Source organism: Sphingomonas sp. R1, from assembly GCF_025960285.1.
Classification (GTDB): Bacteria; Pseudomonadota; Alphaproteobacteria; order Sphingomonadales; family Sphingomonadaceae; genus Sphingomonas.
On the sequence record NZ_CP110111.1, the window covers coordinates 2,649,503 to 2,667,438 of the forward strand.

15 protein-coding genes and 1 tRNA gene are annotated in these 17,936 nt (G+C 68.2%); 6 read left to right on the forward strand and 10 right to left on the reverse strand.

The window, feature by feature from the left end:
- Window positions 1-5 precede the first annotated feature (5 nt).
- The 4 genes from OIM94_RS12695 to OIM94_RS12710 form a co-directional block, all read right to left on the reverse strand.
- A complete protein-coding gene (locus OIM94_RS12695) occupies window positions 6-542 on the reverse strand; it encodes an NADPH-dependent FMN reductase (protein ID WP_264607084.1) in 537 nt (178 codons plus the stop codon).
- A gap of 14 nt (window positions 543-556) precedes the next feature.
- On the reverse strand, window positions 557-1,894 hold the full coding sequence (locus OIM94_RS12700) for a M28 family metallopeptidase (RefSeq protein WP_264607085.1): 1,338 nt from the start codon (window positions 1,892-1,894) through the stop codon (window positions 557-559).
- A 79-nt stretch (window positions 1,895-1,973) separates the two neighbouring features.
- On the reverse strand, window positions 1,974-4,649 hold the full coding sequence (locus tag OIM94_RS12705; protein ID WP_264607086.1) for a TonB-dependent receptor: 2,676 nt from the start codon (window positions 4,647-4,649) through the stop codon (window positions 1,974-1,976).
- A 169-nt stretch (window positions 4,650-4,818) separates the two neighbouring features.
- Window positions 4,819-4,905 (reverse strand) — tRNA-Leu (locus OIM94_RS12710).
- A 129-nt stretch (window positions 4,906-5,034) separates the two neighbouring features.
- Here OIM94_RS12710 and OIM94_RS12715 point away from each other — a divergent pair.
- Window positions 5,035-6,393 carry an MATE family efflux transporter gene (locus OIM94_RS12715; RefSeq protein WP_264607087.1) on the forward strand — a complete coding sequence of 453 codons (1,359 nt, stop codon included), beginning with the start codon at window positions 5,035-5,037 and terminating at the stop codon, window positions 6,391-6,393.
- On the opposite strand, the gene OIM94_RS12720 is transcribed toward OIM94_RS12715, so the two are convergent.
- Window positions 6,365-7,063 (reverse strand): zinc-ribbon domain-containing protein, encoded by a 699-nt coding sequence (locus OIM94_RS12720; RefSeq protein ID WP_264607088.1) that lies wholly within the window; start codon window positions 7,061-7,063, stop codon window positions 6,365-6,367. The genes OIM94_RS12715 and OIM94_RS12720 overlap by 29 nt on opposite strands.
- A 155-nt stretch (window positions 7,064-7,218) precedes the next feature.
- Between OIM94_RS12720 and ftsE the strand changes: the two genes are divergently transcribed.
- From ftsE to OIM94_RS12740, 4 genes are read left to right on the forward strand one after another with little or no spacing between them, the layout of a single operon-like run.
- The gene (gene ftsE / locus OIM94_RS12725) at window positions 7,219-7,920 is read left to right on the forward strand and encodes a cell division ATP-binding protein FtsE (RefSeq protein WP_264607089.1); all 702 of its coding nucleotides are present in this window, start codon (window positions 7,219-7,221) and stop codon (window positions 7,918-7,920) included.
- Window positions 7,917-8,801 carry a cell division protein FtsX gene (locus OIM94_RS12730; protein WP_264607090.1) on the forward strand — a complete coding sequence of 295 codons (885 nt, stop codon included), beginning with the start codon at window positions 7,917-7,919 and terminating at the stop codon, window positions 8,799-8,801. The genes ftsE and OIM94_RS12730 overlap by 4 nt, the downstream gene beginning before the upstream one ends.
- Window positions 8,798-9,337, forward strand: a complete 540-nt coding sequence (locus tag OIM94_RS12735; protein WP_264607091.1) for a YdcF family protein — start codon at window positions 8,798-8,800, stop codon at window positions 9,335-9,337. The genes OIM94_RS12730 and OIM94_RS12735 overlap by 4 nt, the downstream gene beginning before the upstream one ends.
- Window positions 9,337-10,020 (forward strand): lysophospholipid acyltransferase family protein, encoded by a 684-nt coding sequence (locus tag OIM94_RS12740; RefSeq protein WP_264607092.1) that lies wholly within the window; start codon window positions 9,337-9,339, stop codon window positions 10,018-10,020. Before OIM94_RS12735 ends, OIM94_RS12740 begins: the two co-directional genes overlap by 1 nt.
- 3 nt (window positions 10,021-10,023) lie before the next feature.
- Here OIM94_RS12740 and OIM94_RS12745 read toward each other — a convergent pair whose 3' ends face one another.
- The 4 genes from OIM94_RS12745 to crtY form a co-directional block, all read right to left on the reverse strand.
- Window positions 10,024-10,947 carry a phytoene/squalene synthase family protein gene (locus OIM94_RS12745; protein ID WP_264607093.1) on the reverse strand — a complete coding sequence of 308 codons (924 nt, stop codon included), beginning with the start codon at window positions 10,945-10,947 and terminating at the stop codon, window positions 10,024-10,026.
- Entirely contained in the window at window positions 10,947-11,528 is a 582-nt protein-coding gene (locus tag OIM94_RS12750; RefSeq protein WP_264607094.1) for a TIGR00730 family Rossman fold protein, read from the reverse strand. The genes OIM94_RS12745 and OIM94_RS12750 overlap by 1 nt, the downstream gene beginning before the upstream one ends.
- Before the next feature lie 237 nt (window positions 11,529-11,765).
- Window positions 11,766-13,244 (reverse strand): phytoene desaturase, encoded by a 1,479-nt coding sequence (locus OIM94_RS12755; protein WP_264607095.1) that lies wholly within the window; start codon window positions 13,242-13,244, stop codon window positions 11,766-11,768.
- Window positions 13,244-14,401: a lycopene beta-cyclase CrtY gene (gene crtY / locus OIM94_RS12760; RefSeq protein WP_264607096.1), complete on the reverse strand. Its 1,158-nt coding sequence runs from the start codon at window positions 14,399-14,401 to the stop codon at window positions 13,244-13,246. Before crtY ends, OIM94_RS12755 begins: the two co-directional genes overlap by 1 nt.
- Before the next feature lie 206 nt (window positions 14,402-14,607).
- Here crtY and OIM94_RS12765 point away from each other — a divergent pair, with 206 nt between their 5' ends.
- A complete protein-coding gene (locus OIM94_RS12765) occupies window positions 14,608-15,405 on the forward strand; it encodes a PEPxxWA-CTERM sorting domain-containing protein (RefSeq protein WP_264607097.1) in 798 nt (265 codons plus the stop codon).
- A 39-nt stretch (window positions 15,406-15,444) separates the two neighbouring features.
- On the opposite strand, the gene OIM94_RS12770 is transcribed toward OIM94_RS12765, so the two are convergent.
- A complete protein-coding gene (locus OIM94_RS12770; protein ID WP_264607098.1) occupies window positions 15,445-17,910 on the reverse strand; it encodes a TonB-dependent receptor domain-containing protein in 2,466 nt (821 codons plus the stop codon).
- Window positions 17,911-17,936: the final 26 nt, after the last annotated feature.

The following is a 17,936-nucleotide window of genomic DNA, read 5'->3' on the forward strand; positions in this document are numbered from 1 at the left end:
GGCTGTTATCGCTTCAGAAATTCGAAGATCTGCCCGACCATCACGTCGAGCGATCCCTGGCAATGCGCCTCGACGTCGGGCGTCTCGACCGTGTTCACCGCAATTCCCATCGGCGTCGGCCAGCCGCGCAATGCGTGGGTGATGGTGCGCAGCGCCTGAAGCGTCGCGACCGAGGCCTGCCAGCCCGCCGCCGTGGCGATCAGGCCCACCGGCAGCCCGTCGAAATAGACGCGGTCGTCACGGCTGAGCAACTCGACATAGTCCAGTGCGGTCTTCACCAGGCCGGAAAGCGTGCCGTGATAGCCGGGCGAGCCGATGATCACCGCATCCGCCGTGCGCAGTGCCTCGACGAACCGGATCACCTTTTCGTCTGTATCGCCATGCTCGGGCTCGAAATGCGGGAAGACGATGTCGGGTCCGGTGAGCAGGGTGGTGCGCGCGCCGCGCGCCTCGGCACGGGCGAGCGCGGCGCTGAGCAGGCGTGCGGTGCTGGATTGCGGGCGGAGCGTGCCGCCGATCGCGACGATATGGGGGGTGGTCATGCTACCTCGTTCGGTCATTCGGGTTTGCCGCCGGGCTTCCATTCCGGCTTGGCGTCGCTGTTGGCCAGCGCATGGAGCGGCTCGACCAGCGACTGGATGGCGCGGGTCATGAAGGCGATGTCGATATTGGCGACGGTATCGTCCTTGCTGTGATAGGTCGGCACCACCGCCCAGCCCGAGATGGTGTGGGCGACGACGCCCTTTCTCGCGAGCGAATAATTGTCCGAGCGCTGGAAGAAGTTCTGGTCCGGGTACGGATCGGACGTGACGAGCGCGCCATGCGCCTTGAGCGTCTCGCCCAGCGTCGAGCGCTCATAGCCGGTCATCATCATCGTGCCGGCGGGGAGCTTGGGATCCTGCGCGCCGATCATCTCCACCTCCACATTGGCGACGATCTGGTCGAGCGGCACTGGCGAATGCGCGCCGAAATAAGTGGAGCCATAGCCGCCGATCTCCTCCGCGCCGTATGCGACGAACAGGATGCCGCGCTTGCTCTTGCCCTTGGCGGCCAGCGTGCGCGCGAGCTCGAGCACCGCGGTGGTGCCCGAGGCGTCGTCATTGGCGCCGTGCATGATCGTGCCATCGGCCTGAACCCCAAGGTGATCGAGATGCGCGCTCAGGAGCAGCACGCCGGCCTTGGGATCGGTACCGGGCAGCCATCCGATCGCGTTGGTGGTGGTAGTGATCTTCTCTTCCACCGGCACGGTCAGCTCGACCTTCACGTCCTGCTGGGCCGCCAGCGCGTCGAACGCCGCGGCGGGCAGCACGATGATCGAGGGCGAGGCGCCGCGCGGTTCGCTGTACAGGCCGCCGGGCAGGCGGGGTTCGCCGTGCAGCGCCTTGACCATTGCCCGGGTGTCGTCGCTTTCGCGGATCAGCAGCAGCCGCGGGGTCTTGAACGACCGTGCCAAGCGATAGAGCTGCATGGCGGGCATGTCGCCGGTGACCAGCATCACCGGGGCGGGCGCCATGCGCGACAGCGCCTTGGCGGGAGTGAGCCGCGCCACGCCCTCGCTGCCCGAGCCGTCGCCGACGAGCAGCGTCGCGCCCGGTACGGCCACGCCGTTGGCGGTCAGCGTGATCGGCGCCTTGAGCTGCAGCCGGACGATCTGGGCCTTTTGCAGATACCCGTCCATGCCCGGCGCGGGCTGAAGGCCGAAGCCCCGGAACTGGGCAGCGACATAGGCGGCGGCGATCGCCTCGTCGGGCGTCGCGCTGCCGCGGCCGCGAAGTTCGTCGCCGGCAAGGAAGGTCTCGTGCGCGCGGACCCAGTCGGCGCTCACCTGCGCCCGCGCCGGCACCGCCACGAGGCTCGCCGCGGCCAGCGCCGCCAGCAACAATCCACGCGTCATTGTTCATCCCCCCGGTTGGTACGGCGGGAGTGATGCGCCAGGCGGGCGCGGTGCGCAACCGGCACCGCGCCGCCGGACCTCAGAAGAACAGCTTGCGGATGCTCAAGCGCACCGCCCGGCCGGTGGGGTCGAGCAGGTCTGGCTGATAGTTGACCGGCACCGCGCCGGTCTGGTCGGTCACCCGCTGGCGGGTGTTGAGGATGTTGGTGACGCCCAGGCTTACCCGCGTGCCGCGCAGCCAGCGATGCGCGCGCACCAGCTTGAACTGCCGCCCGAGATCCGCGAACAGCCGCAGGTTGAACGTCCCGAGATCGCCGAAATCGAGCCGGTTGGTGTTGTTCAGCCCGGTATAGACGCTGGTGCTGCTCTGCCACTTGAAGCCCAGGCGCGCGCCGAAGCCGTCCTTGGTGACGCCCGCCTGCGCATCGATCTGGTGCGCCGGCTGGCCGCCATTGTTGCCGGCGGCATCGCCGTTCAGCAGATCGAGCACCGGCACGCCGTCGCGGATCTTGATCTGATCCTTGAAATACCAGGTGTGATACAGGCTGAACTGCAGCCGGCCGGCGAGCGCCCCGTTGGGGCCGCCAAAGCCGCCGCGACCGCCGCCGAAGCCGCCACCGCCACCCCCGCCGGGGCCGCCGCCGCCCGTACCGCCTGCGCCCGGGCCGCCCGCACCGCCCGGCGCGGCACCCGGGGGCGGGCCGAACAGGCTGCCGCCGAACGGCGAGCGCGGCGGCTGGCCGTTCTGCCCCTGCTGCTGGCCGAACAGCCGAGCCTGGCCTTCGGCGGGGAGCGGCTTGCCCGAGGCAATCGCCTCGGCGCGTTCCTTCTCGCGCTGGGCGCGCAGCGCAGCGATCTTCTTCTCCAGCGACGATCGGATCGGCACCGACAGGTTGAAGCCCCAGCGCAGCTGCTGGGTGTTGTTCTCGGCGAAGTTCACCGCACGATTGTCGATGCTCACCAGATCGCCATCGGCATCCCGCACGAATCGGCTGGGGAAGGCCGCCTCGATCGCCGCGGTGGCGGCGGGGAAGGTGGCGATGTCGTTGCGGATGCGTGTGCTCACATAATCGGCGCGCAGCGAGAAATCCGTCTTCTCCCAGGGCCGCAGCTCCAGCCCCAGCTTGGTCACATGTCGCTGCTCGGCGGTGAGCAGGGGGTTGCCGCCGGTAATCGTCGTCACCGTCACCGTCTGGCCGGTGCGATAGTCGAACACGCGGCTGTTGGGGCTGGCGATGACCGGATTGCCCAGCTGCGCGGTGCTCGGCGCATCCTCTGCATTGGTCCAGGAGGCGATCAGGCGCACCGGCTTGAGCGGCGACCAGTTCACGCCGTAGCCGGTGGTGGTCAGCGTGCCGAAGTCCGAGAGCTGCTGTACTGCCACGTTGCCGTTCAGCGTCAGGTCGCCCAGCGGCTGCAGCACGTCCTTGCGGCGGCTGGCGATCGGCACGTCGATGTTGAGCTGGGTGCTGGCGATGTTGCGCGACAGCGAGGCGCTGCTCGGGGTGCCGCTGCGAAACGCGGTACTATCGAGGCCGCTCAGCGAGCCGCCGATCCGCAGCGCAGTGGACACGTCACCCGCAGGCAAGGTGAACAGCGGGCCGCGGAACAGCGCATCGACCGTACCGGTGTTCGAGGTGGAGTTGCCGCGATCCGCCGGGCGCGCGGCGCCGAGCGTATCGAATCCGCGATCGGTGATCGTCTTGCTCTCGACGCGATCATAATTGCCGGTGAGCGACCAGCTCCACTGGCGGCTCCACGGCAGCCCGTCGCCATTCAGCGTGGTGCCGAAATGGCTGGCGATCGAGCGGCTGCTGGCGGTCAGCGGGCTGGGATCGGCCGAAAGCGTGATCGGCGCACCGACCGATGTGGGCAGGCCGCGCAGCGCCTCGCTCTGCTGGACTTCCAGCGTGCCGTTGACCGTCGCGCTGACCTTCTGGTTGAGGTTGCGCGCATAGGAGCCGTTGATCGTCAGATCCTGGCTGGGCGCAACTAGCGTGCGATAGGGCGCCTGGTTCACGCCGCTGCCGTCGCTGGTGGTCGGCAGGATGTTGCGCTCGCTCTCCAGCAGCCCGGTAGTGCCCTGGTACTTAACGTCGAGATTGACGCGGCGATCGCGGTTGATCTTCAGAATGTCGGCCTGCACTTCCTGTGTGCTGTTGCCACCCTCAGTCGGCACGCTGCCTTCCAGGTCAGTCGTGAGCGCACGGAAGCGCTCGCGCAGCACGAAGTTGACGACCCGCTGATCGGCGGAATAGCCGAATTTCAGCGCGGCCTCCTCGGGCAGGATGTCGACACGCTCGATCGCCTCGGTCGGCAGGTCGCGGATTTCGGCGAAGCTAGAGATACGGCGGCCGTTGAGCAGCACCACCGGCATGCCGCTGCCGCGCCCGCTGCCGGTCTGCGGTGCCAGCTCCGTCAGCAGGTCGGAAATGGAAGAGACCGCATAGGCGCGGATATCCGCCTGGTTGAGCTGGATCTCGGGCGGGATGTCGCCCGGTACCGCGCCGCGCTGCTGGCTGGAGGTGACGACGATTTCGTCGGTATAGGGATCGTCCGCCGCGCTGGTCTGGCTGGCACGGCGACTGCCGGCCTGCTGCGCGGGCGCCGCGGCGCTCTGCGCGCGCGCCTGTGGTGACGCCGGGGCGGTGGCAGCGCCGGTCTGCTGCTGCTGCTGGGCCGTCGTCTGTGCCTGTGCCGCCAGCGGCGATACGCCCGCCAACAATCCTGCCAGGCTGGCCCCCAGTCGCTTCATCCGTGTTCCATCCCTTGTTCGAATCACAAGCGGGCCCGCAGGCCCGCCCTTATGGCTCGTCGGGTACGACGCACATGTCGCAAAACTGTGCCGGTTTGTCGGATTAAATGTCGCAACGCTGTTGCAGAAACGAAAATGGGGGCCGGAGCCCCCATTTGTCTTCAATTCATGGTGCGGTCGAGAAGACTCGAACTTCCACGGCCTTTCGGCCACAACGACCTCAACGTTGCGCGTCTACCAGTTCCGCCACGACCGCACGTGAATTTCCGCTGGAATTTTCAAACCAGCGGCTGGTAAGGCGGCGGCCTCTAGCAAAGCGAAATGGGCCTGGCAACCCGCTTTGTGCAGCTTTCTTGGGGAGCGGCTTGCGCCTATGCCGCCGGGCATGGCCAAGGCTTCTCCCCTTACCGCGGAAACGCGCCGTCTGCTCGCGCTGGCCTGGCCGGTGATGCTCACCAGCCTGAATTGGACGATCCTCCACGTCACCGACGTGGTGGTGGTGGGGCTGGCCGGCAGCCACCAGGTGGCGGCGCTGGGCGCCAGCCGTACGATCACCTTCCCCGGAATCGTGATGGGGCTCGGCGCGCTGACCGGCATCCTGGTCCATGTCGCGCGCGCCGACGGGGCGAAGGATCTGCGCGAGACCGGGCGGGTGCTGCACGAAGGCGTGCTGCTCGGGCTGCTGCTGGGCCTGGCGAGCTTTGCCATATTGTTCGGATTCGCTGCCCCGCTGCTTGCCGGCGTCGGCGTCGCGCCTGGCCTGATCGCGGACACCGCGCCCGTCGTGCAGGTGATGGCGCTAGCCTATCCGTTCCAGCTGGTGACGATCGCGACCAGCTTCTTTCTCGAAGGGGTCAGCCGGCCGGCGCGGGTGACCGTGGTCAATCTCGCGGTGCTGCCGATCAACGGCGTGCTGGCCTGGGCGCTGGCCACCGGCGCGCTGGGGCTGCCCGCGCTCGGCGCCGTGGGCGCGGCGGCGGCCACCGCCATCGCCTCGGCGCTGGGCGCGATCGGCATGCTCGCGGCCGCCTGGACGCTGCCGCGCGCCGAAGCCCGCGGCGTGCGCGATCTTGCCGACTGGGGCCGCGCGGAAACCTGGCGCGGGGCCTGGGCGCTTGCCCGGTTCGGCGTGATTCCGGCGATCTCCTCGGGGCTCGAACTGGTCGGCTTCTCGATCCTCATCGCGCTCTCCACCCAGCTGGGCGAGGCGACCGCGCATGCGTTCCAGATCGTCTTCTCGATCCACAATGTCACCTTCGCGATCGCGCTCGGCCTGGGATCGGCCGCCGGGGTGCGGGTCGGCAACGCGGTGGGAGAGGGGGTGCCGCAGGCGGCGGCGGGGCGGGCGGGCATCGCCGCGCTGCTCGCCGCGTGCGCCACCGGACTGCTCGCGCTCGCACTGGTCTTCGTGCCGATGCTGGTGGTGACGCCGTTTCCCGCGACCGGCGCGGTCCATATGCTGGCGTCGGGCATGCTGCTGCTCTGGGCACCCTTCATCCTGTTCGACGGGGTGCAGGTGGTGTTCGTCTATGCGCTGCGCTCGCTCGGCGATCAGGTTGCGGCGGGCGTCAACGGCATCCTCGCCTTCTTTCTGGTAACGGGCGGGCTGGGGCTGTTGCTGGTCCAGGCCGGGCTGGGCGCCAGGGCGCTGGTGCTCGCCTCGGGCCTCGGCATGGTTGCGGCGGCGGTGCTGAACGGCGGCCGCCTGTTCGTCGTCACCCGGCGAGTTCGCTCACGAAGCTGAGCTGGACGTTCTTCGCGCCGCTCGGCACGTCCACCTTGGCGCCGTTGAACTCGACGCTCGCCTGGGGATCCAGCGTGCGTACCGACGGGGTGATCCGCCAGCTATAGACCTCGCCGCCCTGCGCATCGACGAGGCGGATGCGGATGTCGGGTACATGCTGGCCGCTGGCGGTGGGGTTGAGCACCTTGCCCGACACGATGAACAGCTTGCTGCCGTCCGGCCGTGCCTGCAGCGCCACGTTCTTGTCGCTGAACACCAACGGCGTGCTCGCCCCGCCGATCGGCAGGCCGAGCTGGGTCAGCACCTGCGGCGCCTTCCAGTAGAGCAAGGCCGCCGCACCGAGCAGCACCGAGACGAGCGCGATCAGCGCCGCGATCGTCCAGCGCAGGCCGTGGCGCCTGGCCGGTGCGGGTTCGTCGAAGGGATCATAGTCGGCCACCGGCTCCTGCGCGCGCGCGAGGCTGCGCGGAACCGGCGCGGGCTCCGTTTCAAGGGCGCTAACCGGCGGCGGCGGTGGCGGCGCCGGCACCGCCTCGGTCAGCTCGAGCGGCGGCGGCGACTGGAACCAGCTGTGCTTGCAGTTCGCGCAGCGCACCGTGCGCCCGTCCGGCCCGATCGCCGAATCCGGTACTTCGTAGCGCGACCCGCACTGGCTGCACTCCAAGATCATGCCCAAAACCCCTGTAACCGCCCGAAACGCAGCGGCGTGGCGAGTCTAGCCGGGCCGATTCGGGCCAGCAAGCGGCTTGCGGGCGGCTTGAGCGCTTGCGGGGGCTGTGCGATGGCGGGGCAACCCCAGGAACAGGAGGCCGGGCCGCACGGCGCATGGGCAATATCGTGCACTTCGAAAATGTCGGCCTGCGCTATGGGACCGGACCGGAAACGCTGTCGGACGTGAGCTTCACGCTGGCGGCGGGGGGATTCTATTTCCTCACCGGGGCGAGCGGTGCCGGCAAGACCTCGCTGCTCAAGCTGCTCTATCTCGCCCAGCGGCCGACGCGCGGCGCGGTGCGGCTGTTCGGCGAGGATGCAGGCGCGCTGCCGCGGGCGCGGCTGCCCGGCCTTCGCCGGCGGATCGGCGTGGTGTTCCAGGATTTCCGCCTGCTCCCCCAGCTTTCGGCCTATGACAATGTGGCGTTGCCGCTGCGCGTGGCGGGCGTGCGCGAAAGCGAGGTCGAGGCGCCGGTGCTGGAGATGCTCGCCTGGGTGGGCCTCAGCGCGCGCGTCACTGCCAAGCCGCCGACGCTGTCGGGCGGCGAGCAGCAGCGCATCGCGATCGCCCGGGCGGTGATCGCCCGGCCCGAAATCCTGGTGGCGGACGAGCCGACCGGCAACGTCGATCCCGAAATGGCGGACCGGTTGCTGCATCTGTTCGAGGCGCTCAACCGACTGGGCACCACCATCGTCGTCGCGACGCACGACCTGCACCTGATCGGCCGTATCCCGCGCGCGCAGCTGATGCGGATGGAAAAGGGCAAGCTGGTCGATCCCACCGGCATGCTGCGCCATCCCCCGGGGGCGGCATGAACGGCCTGCGGCAGCGTGCCGCGATCGACCTGCGGCTGCTGGGTGAAGGCCAGCGCAGTTGGGTGATGGCGGGGATTATGGCGATCATGCTGTTTCTCACTGTCCTCTCGGGCGCACTCGGCCTTGGCGTGGCGCGCTCGGCCGGGGGGCTTGATCGCCAGCTTGCCGGGCAACTGACGGTGCAGCTGGTCGAGCCCGATGTGACGCTGCGCGATGCGCGAGCCAAGGCGCTGGTCGCCACGATCGCGAAGGTGCCCGGCGTGACGCGGGTGCGCGAGGCGGACCGCGCGCAGCTGGCCGTGCTGCTCAAGCCCTGGCTGGGCGATGCCGGCCTTGATCCCGAGCTGCCGATGCCGGTGCTGATCGACGTGACCGGCGCGCGGGACGTCACGGCTCCGGTGACGGCCGCGGCTCGGGCGGTGGCGCCGCAGGCGCGGGTCGACAGCAGCGCGCGCTGGCTTTCGCCGGTGCGCGGTCTGCTCGCCACCCTGTTCTGGGTGGCGATCGGGCTAGTGCTGGTGATCGCGGCGGCCACCGCGGGCGTGGCGCTGCTCGTCGCACGGGCAGGGCTGGACACGCACCGCGACACGATCGACGTGCTGCACATGCTGGGTTCGACCGATCTTCAGGTGGCGCGCCTGCTCCAGCGGCGCATCGCCCGCGACACGCTGCTTGGCGGGGGGATCGGCACGCTGGGCGCGCTGGCCCTGGTCGCCTTGTTCCAGACCAAACTGGCCTTGACGGGATCCGAGGTGCTGGGTGGGGCGACGCTGGCGGCGATCGACTGGACGCTGCTGCTGCTGCTGCCCCTCGGCTTCGCGCTGCTGGCAACGGTGGCGACGCGGCTGACCGTGCTGCACACGCTGGGGCTGAAGCTGTGATCCGGCGGCTGTTCCAGCTGCTGCTGCTGGCGGCGCTGGCCTGGGGCGCAGGCTTCGCGCTGTTCCTCTACAATCTCGGCAAGCCGCTGGGTGCGTATTCCACCGACGCCGTAGTGGTGCTGACCGGCGGCCCCGGGCGTATCCAGCGCGGCCTGGACGCGCTTCGCCGCGAGGATGCCCGGCGGATGCTGGTGAGCGGCGTGAACCCCGATGTGCGACCGCGTGAACTGGCTGCGCAATTCCCCGCCGACCGGGCGCTGTTCCGCTGCTGTGTCGATCTCGGGCATGAGGCGGTCGATACCCGCTCCAACGCGGACGAGACGGGTCGTTGGGTACGCGAACATGGCTATCGCAGCGTGCGGCTGGTCACCTCGGATTGGCACATGATGCGCGCCAGGCTGGAGTTGCGCCACGTTCTGGCGGGCGTCGCCATCGTCGGCGACGGCGTGCCGAGCCGCCCGGGGTGGCGCATGCTCATGCGCGAATATCACAAATATCTGGTGCGCCGGGGGGCGCTCCTGCTGGGGGTCGATTGATGGACGCAGTGCGTACCTGGATGTTTCGAATTCTCTTCTATGGCCTGTCGATCGTGATGGTGATGCTGGCGCCGGTCGCGGGGCTGTTCGGGACCCGGGCGCTGCAGGCGCATGCCAATTTCTGGGCGTGGCAGATGCAATTTCTGGTGCGGACGATCGTTGGTGCGCGGGTGCGGATCGAAGGCGCGCTGCCGGAAGGGCAGCTGCTGTTCGCAGGTAAGCACGAAAGCTATTTCGAAGCGCTGGAGCTGACCCGCATCCTGGGTGCCCCGGCGACGGTGATGAAGCGCGAGCTTGCACGCATCCCGGTCTGGGGCTGGGCGGCGCAGCGCTACGGCACGATCGTGGTCGACCGCGAGGCCAATGCGGCGGCGCTGCGCGGGATGATGCGCGAGGCGCAAAGGGCGCGGGCGACCGGGCGTTCGGTACTGATCTTCCCCGAAGGCACCCGGGTGCCGCCGGGCGAGGCGCCGCCGCTCCGCTCGGGCTTTGCCGGCCTGTACCGGGCGCTCGACCTCCCGGTGGTGCCGGTGGCGGTGCGGAGCGGTACGGTGTGGCCGCGCAAGGGGATGATGCACAAGGGCGAGATCGTGGTCCGTTTCGGCGCGCCCATTCCTGCCGGGCTGCCCCGTCGCGAGATCGAGGCGCGCGTGCATGCGGCGATCAACGCGCTGAACGGATGAGCCTCAGCGCGGTCGTGTCCAGAGGCCGGCGGGCCGCGGCGTCGGCGCGCGGCGGCGGGCCGCACCCCAGGCCTTGAGGATCGCGGACAGCTTCTCGCTGCCCGAGGTGGCGGTGCGACTGTCCCAGGCGCCTGCCCCTCGCGCGCGGACCTTGCGGGCGATGCCGCCATAGATGTCCGCCGCGGCCAGCACCGCCCAGGCCGAGCGGAACGAGAGCGCTGCGGCGCCGCCCCGCGCGCTGATCTCATAGCCCTCGGCGCGATCCGCCAGCCGCGTGCCGAGGATGGCGAGGGCGTTGCGGTCGGCCAGCGGGTTTTCGGGCGTGAGTCCCACCTCCGCCAGCCAGTCGGCGGGCAGGTAGCAGCGCCCGGCCTCCGCATCCTCGCCGATGTCGCGCGCGATGTTGGCAAGCTGGAAGGCGAGGCCGAGGTCGCAGGCGCGGTCCAGCACCGCCTCATCCTTGGACCGCACCCCCATCACGACCGCCATCATGCAGCCGACGACGCCGGCGACATGGTAGCAATAGCGGAGCAGATCGTCCTCGGTCTGCGGACGCCAGCCGTCGGCATCGAGCGCGAAGCCGTCGATCAGGTCCCAGGCGAAGCGGTGCGGCATGCCGGTTTCCTGCGCCACGATGCGCAGCGCGTCGAACGCGGCATCGCCCACCCATTCACCGGCCAGCGCCGCCGCGGTGCGCTCGCGGACGTCGGCGAGGCGCGCCTGCGGATCCTCGACGATCGTCATGCCATGGCCGTGGTCCTGACCGTCGGCGATGTCGTCGCAGCGCCGGCACCAGGCATAGAGCAGCCAGGCGCGCTCGCGGGTCTTGGGATCGAACAGCTTGCTTGCGGCGGCGAAGCTGCGCGATCCGCGGGCGATCGATTCGCCCGCGGTCGCGACGATCGCATCGCGCCCGGGATAGCGCATTACAGCTGTTCGCGGCGCAACTGCGCGATCGGCACGACGGGCTGGGCATCCGCCATCTTGGCAAGCAGCCCGTCGATCGTGGAGTCGACCAGCAGCAGCCCCTGGTGCTGCGGACGGACGAAGCCGACCGTGCCCATATGTTCCCAGAATTCGACGAGCTTGTCGTAATAGCCGGCGATGTTGAGCAAGCCGATCGGATCGGCATGGTAGCCGAGTTGCGCCCAGCTCATCGCCTCCCACAATTCGTCCATCGTGCCGGTACCGCCGGGCAGGTTGACGAAGCCGTCGGCCAGTTCGGTGAAGCGCGCCTTGCGCTCGTGCATCGTATCGCAGACTTCGAGGGCCGTGAGCCCGCGGTGCGCGACCTCGGCATTGACCAGCAGCGTCGGGATCACGCCGATCACCTCGCCGCCGGCCTCCAGTGCCGCATCGGCAACCGCGCCCATCAGCCCCAGGCGACCGCCGCCATAGACGACGCCGATGCCGCGTTCGGCCAGCGTGCGGCCAAGGGTGCGGGCGGCTTCGATATAGACGGGATCGGACGGGGTGGCCGAACCGCAATAGACGGCAATACGCTTCATGTGATGCTCCTGTGGCGGGGCTGATAGCGTGTTTTGGCCGAGAGGGAGAGCCTCTTCTTCTTTGTCCCTTCTCCTGGGAGGGGGGTGGGGGTGGAGGGATTCCAGCCCGTTGGTTGGTCTCTGCAAGACAGGGCCCCACCCCAACCCCGCATCAGGTGAACAGCGCCCCGCGCTGTTCAGGCGCTGCCGGGAGCAGCGCCGACCTGATGCGCCTGAAGGGAAGGGGCTTGAGAGGGTTCAGGCCATCTCGCCCAGCATCAGCTCGGCCGTCGCCTTGGCACTCCCCACCACGCCCGGAATGCCCGCACCGGGGTGCGTCCCCGCGCCGACGAAATACAGGTTGGAGATCGCGTCGTCGCGGTTGTGCACGCGGAACCAGGCGCTCTGCGTCAGGATCGGCTCCAGGCTGAAGCCCGATCCGTGATGCGCGGCGAGGTCGTCGCGGAAGTCGGTGGGCGCATAATGGAACTTGGTGACGATCCGCTCCGCCAAGTCGGGGATCAGCCGGCGCTGTACTTCCGCGAGGATGCGGGCTTCGAGGATCGGGCCGACCTCGCGCCAGTCGGCGGGGAACTTGCCGAGATGCGGCACCGGCGCCAGCGCATAGAAGGTCGAATGGCCTTCCGGCGCCATGCTCGGGTCCGACGCGCTCGGGTGATGCAGGTACAGCGAGAAGTCCTCGCTCACCACGCCGTTGGTGTAGATGTCGTCGAGCAGCCCCTTATAGCGCGGGCCGAACAGGATCATGTGGTGCGGGATGTTCGGGAAGGTCCCCCGCAGGCCGAAATGCACGACGAACAGCGACGGCGAGAAGCGCTTGTTGACCAGCCGGTTGCTCGTCCGCCGGGCGCTGCGCGAATTGCGCAGCAGATCGCGGTAGCTGTGGACGATGTCAGCATTGCTCGCCACCGCGTCGACTTCCACCTCTAAGCCGCTCTTGGTGCGCACGCCGACCACCCTGTCGCCCAGCGTCAATATCTCGTCGACCGGGTCTCCGATGCGGACCGTGCCGCCCAGCCGCTCGAAATGGCGGATCAAGCCGGCGATCAGCCGGTTGGTGCCGCCCTCGGCCCACCACACACCGCCGTCGCGCTCCAGCTTGTGGATCAGCGCATAGATGCTGCTGGTCGCCATCGGATTGCCGCCGACGAGCAGGGTGTGGAACGACAGCGCCTCGCGCAGCTTCTCGTTCTTCACGAAGCCCGCAACGACCGAATAGACCGAGCGCCACGCCTGGTGCTGCATCAGCGCAGGGGCTGCCTTCAGCATCGACTTGAAGTCCAGGAACGCCTTGGCGCCCAGCTTCACATAGCCTTCTTCATAGACGCTTGCCGAATAGTCGAGAAAGCGCCGATAGCCGGCGATGTCGCTGGCATCGAGCTTGGCGATCTCGCCCGCCAGGATGCCATCGTCATTGGTATAGTCGAAGGTGGTCCCGTCCGGCCAGGACAGGCGGTAGAAGGGGGTGACCGGCTTGAGCGTCACGTCTTCCGAAATGTCGTGGCCCGAAAGGCGCCACAGCTCCTTGAGCGCATCCGGATCGGTGATCACCGTCGGGCCGCCATCGAAGGTGAAGCCGTCGCGCTCCCAATAATAGGCGCGGCCGCCGGGCTTGTCCCGCGCCTCGATGACGGTGGTGTCGACGCCCGCCGACTGCAGGCGAATGGCAAGCGCCAGGCCGCCGAACCCGGCGCCGATCACGACTGCGCGGCGCATCAGCGGCTCCAGATCGCGGAGAGGGCGCGGCCGATCGGCACCGGCGGCTTGCCCGAAAGCACGCGCACGCGATCGCCGAAGGTCGACTGGCCGGCATAGAAGCGCTGGATCAGACCTGCATCCAGACGATAGAAACGTTCCAGCACGCGATAGCGCTCCTCGGGTTCGGCCGCCTTGAACAACATCGCGGCGAGCATGCGATAGAAGCCGCGCTTGCGCCATAGCCCGCGGGAATAGCCATACAGCATTTGGTGCAGCGCGGCGCCCGAATAGTCCATGGCATCGGCGATCAGCGCGGCGCTGCGCACCGCATCCGGGAAGGAATAGCCGGTCATCGGGTGGAACAGGCCCGCCTTCATGCCGGCTTTGGCGATGCCGCGGCCACCGGCCGCCCAATAGGCGGCATGGTCGCCCCCCATCGCCACGGGCAGGCTGCCCACTTCCTCGCGCAGCACGCGCTCGACCTGCCAGCCGGCGGCGTCTGCATATGCTTCGATCCGGTCGCCGGTGGCGAGGATGTCGAGCGACGGCGTGTCGCTGTAATAGGTGTCCTCGACGAACATCCGCGTCGGGCTGAACGGCAGGCAGTAGACGAAGCGATAGCCGTCGATCTGTGGCACGGTCGCGTCCATGATCATCGGGCGCGGGAGCGTGTTGAGCGCAGCGAGGGCGAGTTCGGCACCGTGGAATTTCTGCCAGCCTAGCTGCAGCGCGCTGGTGTCGCCCACGCCGCGGCAATCGATCACGCCCTCCGCCTCGACCAGATCGCCATCGGCGAGCGCGACCGCGGTGGGGGTGATGTCCGCCGCCTCGCGACCGAGCAGCAGGCCCTTGGGCCCGAGCGCCTCGCGGACCACCCGGTCGAAATGCTCGGACTCGACCGAGTAGTAGCGACCCGGCAGGCTGCGCGCATGCGCCGGGAAGGCGACATCATAGCCGTTCCAGCCATGGCAGATCAGCGGGGCGGCGAGCCAGCGATGCTCGGGCGCGATGTCTTCGGCGAAGAACGACCAGAGGTGATTGCCGCCGATCCGCGCCGAGCCTTCGATGAGCCGGACGGAGCAATCGGGTTTCTTCTTCCGGATTGCCAGCGCGATAAGCCCGCCGGCAAGGCCGCCGCCGACAATGGCGACGTCACAACTGATGGTTGAAGGCATAGTCGTCCGCCTAGCCCAAGCCCGGGGGTGTGGGAACCCCGGCTTTGGGGCTGCGCGGCGAAACGATGGATCCGCGCGGGCGTAGCGCGGATGCGTAAAGTCACGGGTAAGACGTTCATTTTATTTTAATCACGTCACATGTCTTGCACACAGCCCCCCTAGGCCCCGGACGCCGCCGTCGCGCGGCAAAACAGGGGAATCGAAACATGCAGAGCAAGATGATTGCCGCGGCGTTCGCCGTGTCCGCACTGGCTGCGCCGGCGGCACAGGCGCAGCTGGTGCTGACCACCAAGACCTATAGCCAGGATTTCAACACGCTGGCCACCAGCGGCACGTCCAAGGTGCTGCCGACGGGCTGGCAGCTGGACGAGCGTGGCAGCAACACCGCCGGTTCCGACGATGCCTATGCGACGACCAACGCCAACACCGGCACCGCCTATGCCTTCGGCACCGGCAGCGAGCGGGCGCTGGGCAGCGTCACCTCGACAAATGCTTCGACGATCCTGTTCGGCGCCTTCTTCACCAATGCGCTTGGCGGCACGATCGAGTCGATCGCGCTCGACTATTTCGGTGAGCAGTGGCGCCTTGGCACCGCGAGCAGCGACGTGCTGCGCTTCGAATATTCGCTGAACGCCACCTCGCTGTCGAACGGCAGCTGGACCGCGTTCAACGCGCTCGACTTTGCCGGCATCAAGAACGGCAGCGGTTCGGGGAGCGCGAGCAGCGCGCTGAACGGCAACGACGCGGCGAACCGCAAGGCGATCAGCGCGACGATCGCCAACCTGCTGATCGCCGATGGCGGCAGCTTCGCGATTCGCTGGACCGACCGCGACGTCGGCGGTTCGGACCATGGCCTGGCGATCGACGATCTGTCGCTGACCGCGACGCTGGTGCCGCCGCCGAGCGGCGTGCCGGAACCGACCGCCTGGGCGATGCTGATCGGCGGCTTCGGCCTTGCCGGCGCGGCGCTGCGCCGCCGTTCGGCCAAGCCGACACTGGCCTGAGTCAGGGGGAGGCGCCGGGGAACCGGCGCCTCTTGCCCGTCAGAAGTCGAGCTTGGCGGAGAGCGATACGGTGCGGCAATTGATCGCGCGGCCCCAGCCGATGCCGTTGGCTGGGACTTCGCTCTGGTTGATGTCGAAGAAGCCGGTCGTGTTGAACAGGTTGGTCGCGTTGACCATCACCCGCACCCGGTCGATCGGCTTGACGACCACGAACGCCGCAACCGTGGTGAAGCCGGGCATCTTGAGCAGGTTGCTGTCTTGCGCATAGCTGCTGGTGATCGTCACGATATTGGCACCCAGCGTCACGCGGCGCAGCTCGATTTGCGGCGTCGCCTCCAGCGTCCAGGCGGGCTGGTGGCGCGGTTCCTTGCCGGTCAGCGTCGGATCCAGCTGGTCCTTGGTGATCTTGGCAGTGGTATAGGTGGCGCCCGCGGTGATGCTGAAGACGCCGCGACGGTAGCTGCCTTCCATCTCCACGCCGGTCGCGCGATAGCTGCGGATGGTCTGGTTGGCCGATCCGTTGAGGACGTTGTGGTCCTCCGCGGTCGCCCGGAAGGCAGTGACGTTGAGCGTCGCGCCGGCCTTGCGGAACTTGAAGCCGCCTTCGAGCTGGGTGACCCCGTCGTCCTTGTCCGCCGGATCGGCCACGCCGCCGGTGATCGCGCTCACCGCTGGGGTGAACAGGATCTTGTCGGCATTGGCGCGGGCGCCGTGGCTGTAGCGGGCAAAGACCGAGAAGGGCTCGGCGACGCGGTAGTTGATGCCGCTCGAATAGCTCCAATAGCCGTAATTGTAGTTCACCGGCGCCGGCTTATCGAGCGGCAGGATGGCGACGCGCGTTTCGGGGGCCGAGATCACGCCGTTGCCGTTGATGTCGAAGCTGGTCAGCCCGACGCGGCCACCGCCCAGATCGGCACCGATCAGCGAGCCGCGCACCCGCCCGCGGTCATAGCGGACGCTGCCGCCGATCGAGAGCTTACCAACCCGATAGTTCACTGAGCCATAGGGCGCGAGAATGTCGTACGACACGTCGAAGATGCGGCGGAACTTGCTGCCGTTGCGGCTGAACGTGTAATACCCGTTCTGGGCTTGCGCCACGCCTGCCGCGCTGGTCACGTTGACCATCGCGGTCTGCGCACCGCCCGCCACATCGGTGTCGATGCCGGCATGCAGCCACTGCGCGTTCAACTTCTGGTTGGCCTTGTAGAAGCCCCCGGTAACGGTCAGGTCGCCCTGGCCCATCTTCCAGACGCGGGTCGTGCGGATGTCGTTGGTGAAATTGTCGAGCGCGCGGGCACGGGTCTGCGCCATGTAGTTGAACGCGAGCAGGCCGTTGCCATTGGCGTCCGCCGGCACGAGCTTGCCGATGTTGGGGCCGCTCGCATAGGTCGCGATCGCGCCAGCCCCTGCCTGCGACGCAGCGATGGTCGCCACCGTGCCGACGTTCGACGGAAACACGCGCAGGAAGTCGCCCGAATTGGCCGAATAGCGCATGCGCTCGCTGATCGTGAAGCCGCCGATATCGAACTGCGCCTCGATACCGACCGACTTGCTGATCGCGCGCATGCCATTGGCGACCTCGAAGCGATCCAGCTTGTTGTCGCCGTTCAGCGTGATCACCGGGCCGATGAAGGGGGACAGCAGCGAATCCGTGCGGATGTCGAAATTGCCGGCGTTGGTGATCACCGGCTTGTCATTCGTACCGCCGATCTTGATCGGATAGGGCGCGAAGGTGGGCGAGCGATCGTCCAGCCACTTGGCGTGGAGGCGGACATAGCCGTTGGTGAACTGCTTCGTCACGTTGAAGCGGATCTGCCCACCCTTGTACCCGGTAAAGCCGATGTCGCGCGGGCCTTCCCCGGAGCGATAATAGCCGCCGACATGGAAGCGCCAGCCATCGCCGATCGGCTGGCCATAATCCATGTCCACGCGCTTCTCGCCATAGTCCAGCCCGGTGGTGAACTGCACCGCGCCGCCGCGCGTCTCGCCGGTCTTCGAGATCAGGTTGACCAGTCCGCCCGGTGCGTTGGACGAGAAGGTCGAGCCGGAGCCGCCGCGGATGGTCTCGATCGCCGCCACGTTGAAATCGGGCCGCATGAACACGTCGACCGCGACGTTGAAGATGTCGCCGAATTCCAGCACGGGCAGCCCGTCTTCCTGGAACTGCATATATTTCGAGCCACCGGCCGCGAGCGGAAGGCCGCGCACGGTATAGTTGGCATTGCCCTCGCCGATGGCGTTCTCGACGCGGATGCCGGGCATCGTGCGCAGCAGGTCGCCGAGCGGCCGCGGGCCGAGCTTCTCGAACTCGCTCGCCCGCAGGGCGCTGGTGGAGGTGGCGCTGTCCAGCCGGTCCCGGCCCTTGGCGACGCCGGTGGAGAAGACTTCCTTCTCCGGGGTCTGCGCCGCTGGGGCGGCCTTGCTGTCGTCGCCCTGCGACTGGGCGAGGGCAGGATGGACGATGATGCTCGAGCAGAAAGCGAGCAAGAGATAGCGAAGTTTCACGACATCCACTCCCAGCAACCCATGTT

What these genes read in the sequence shown, in the direction of transcription:
- OIM94_RS12765 (WP_264607097.1), top strand. Translation starts at nt 14,608, where the DNA reads ATGCAGAGCAAGATGATTGCCGCGGCGTTCGCCGTGTCCGCACTGGCT.
- OIM94_RS12705 (WP_264607086.1), bottom strand. Translation starts at nt 4,649, where the DNA reads ATGAAGCGACTGGGGGCCAGCCTGGCAGGATTGTTGGCGGGCGTATCG.
- OIM94_RS12740 (WP_264607092.1), top strand. Translation starts at nt 9,337, where the DNA reads ATGGACGCAGTGCGTACCTGGATGTTTCGAATTCTCTTCTATGGCCTG.
- OIM94_RS12750 (WP_264607094.1), bottom strand. Translation starts at nt 11,528, where the DNA reads ATGAAGCGTATTGCCGTCTATTGCGGTTCGGCCACCCCGTCCGATCCC.
- OIM94_RS12730 (WP_264607090.1), top strand. Translation starts at nt 7,917, where the DNA reads ATGAACGGCCTGCGGCAGCGTGCCGCGATCGACCTGCGGCTGCTGGGT.
- OIM94_RS12715 (WP_264607087.1), top strand. Translation starts at nt 5,035, where the DNA reads ATGGCCAAGGCTTCTCCCCTTACCGCGGAAACGCGCCGTCTGCTCGCG.
- OIM94_RS12720 (WP_264607088.1), bottom strand. Translation starts at nt 7,063, where the DNA reads ATGATCTTGGAGTGCAGCCAGTGCGGGTCGCGCTACGAAGTACCGGAT.
- crtY (WP_264607096.1), bottom strand. Translation starts at nt 14,401, where the DNA reads ATGCCTTCAACCATCAGTTGTGACGTCGCCATTGTCGGCGGCGGCCTT.
- ftsE (WP_264607089.1), top strand. Translation starts at nt 7,219, where the DNA reads ATGGGCAATATCGTGCACTTCGAAAATGTCGGCCTGCGCTATGGGACC.
- OIM94_RS12755 (WP_264607095.1), bottom strand. Translation starts at nt 13,244, where the DNA reads ATGCGCCGCGCAGTCGTGATCGGCGCCGGGTTCGGCGGCCTGGCGCTT.
- OIM94_RS12745 (WP_264607093.1), bottom strand. Translation starts at nt 10,947, where the DNA reads ATGCGCTATCCCGGGCGCGATGCGATCGTCGCGACCGCGGGCGAATCG.
- OIM94_RS12695 (WP_264607084.1), bottom strand. Translation starts at nt 542, where the DNA reads ATGACCACCCCCCATATCGTCGCGATCGGCGGCACGCTCCGCCCGCAA.
- OIM94_RS12700 (WP_264607085.1), bottom strand. Translation starts at nt 1,894, where the DNA reads ATGACGCGTGGATTGTTGCTGGCGGCGCTGGCCGCGGCGAGCCTCGTG.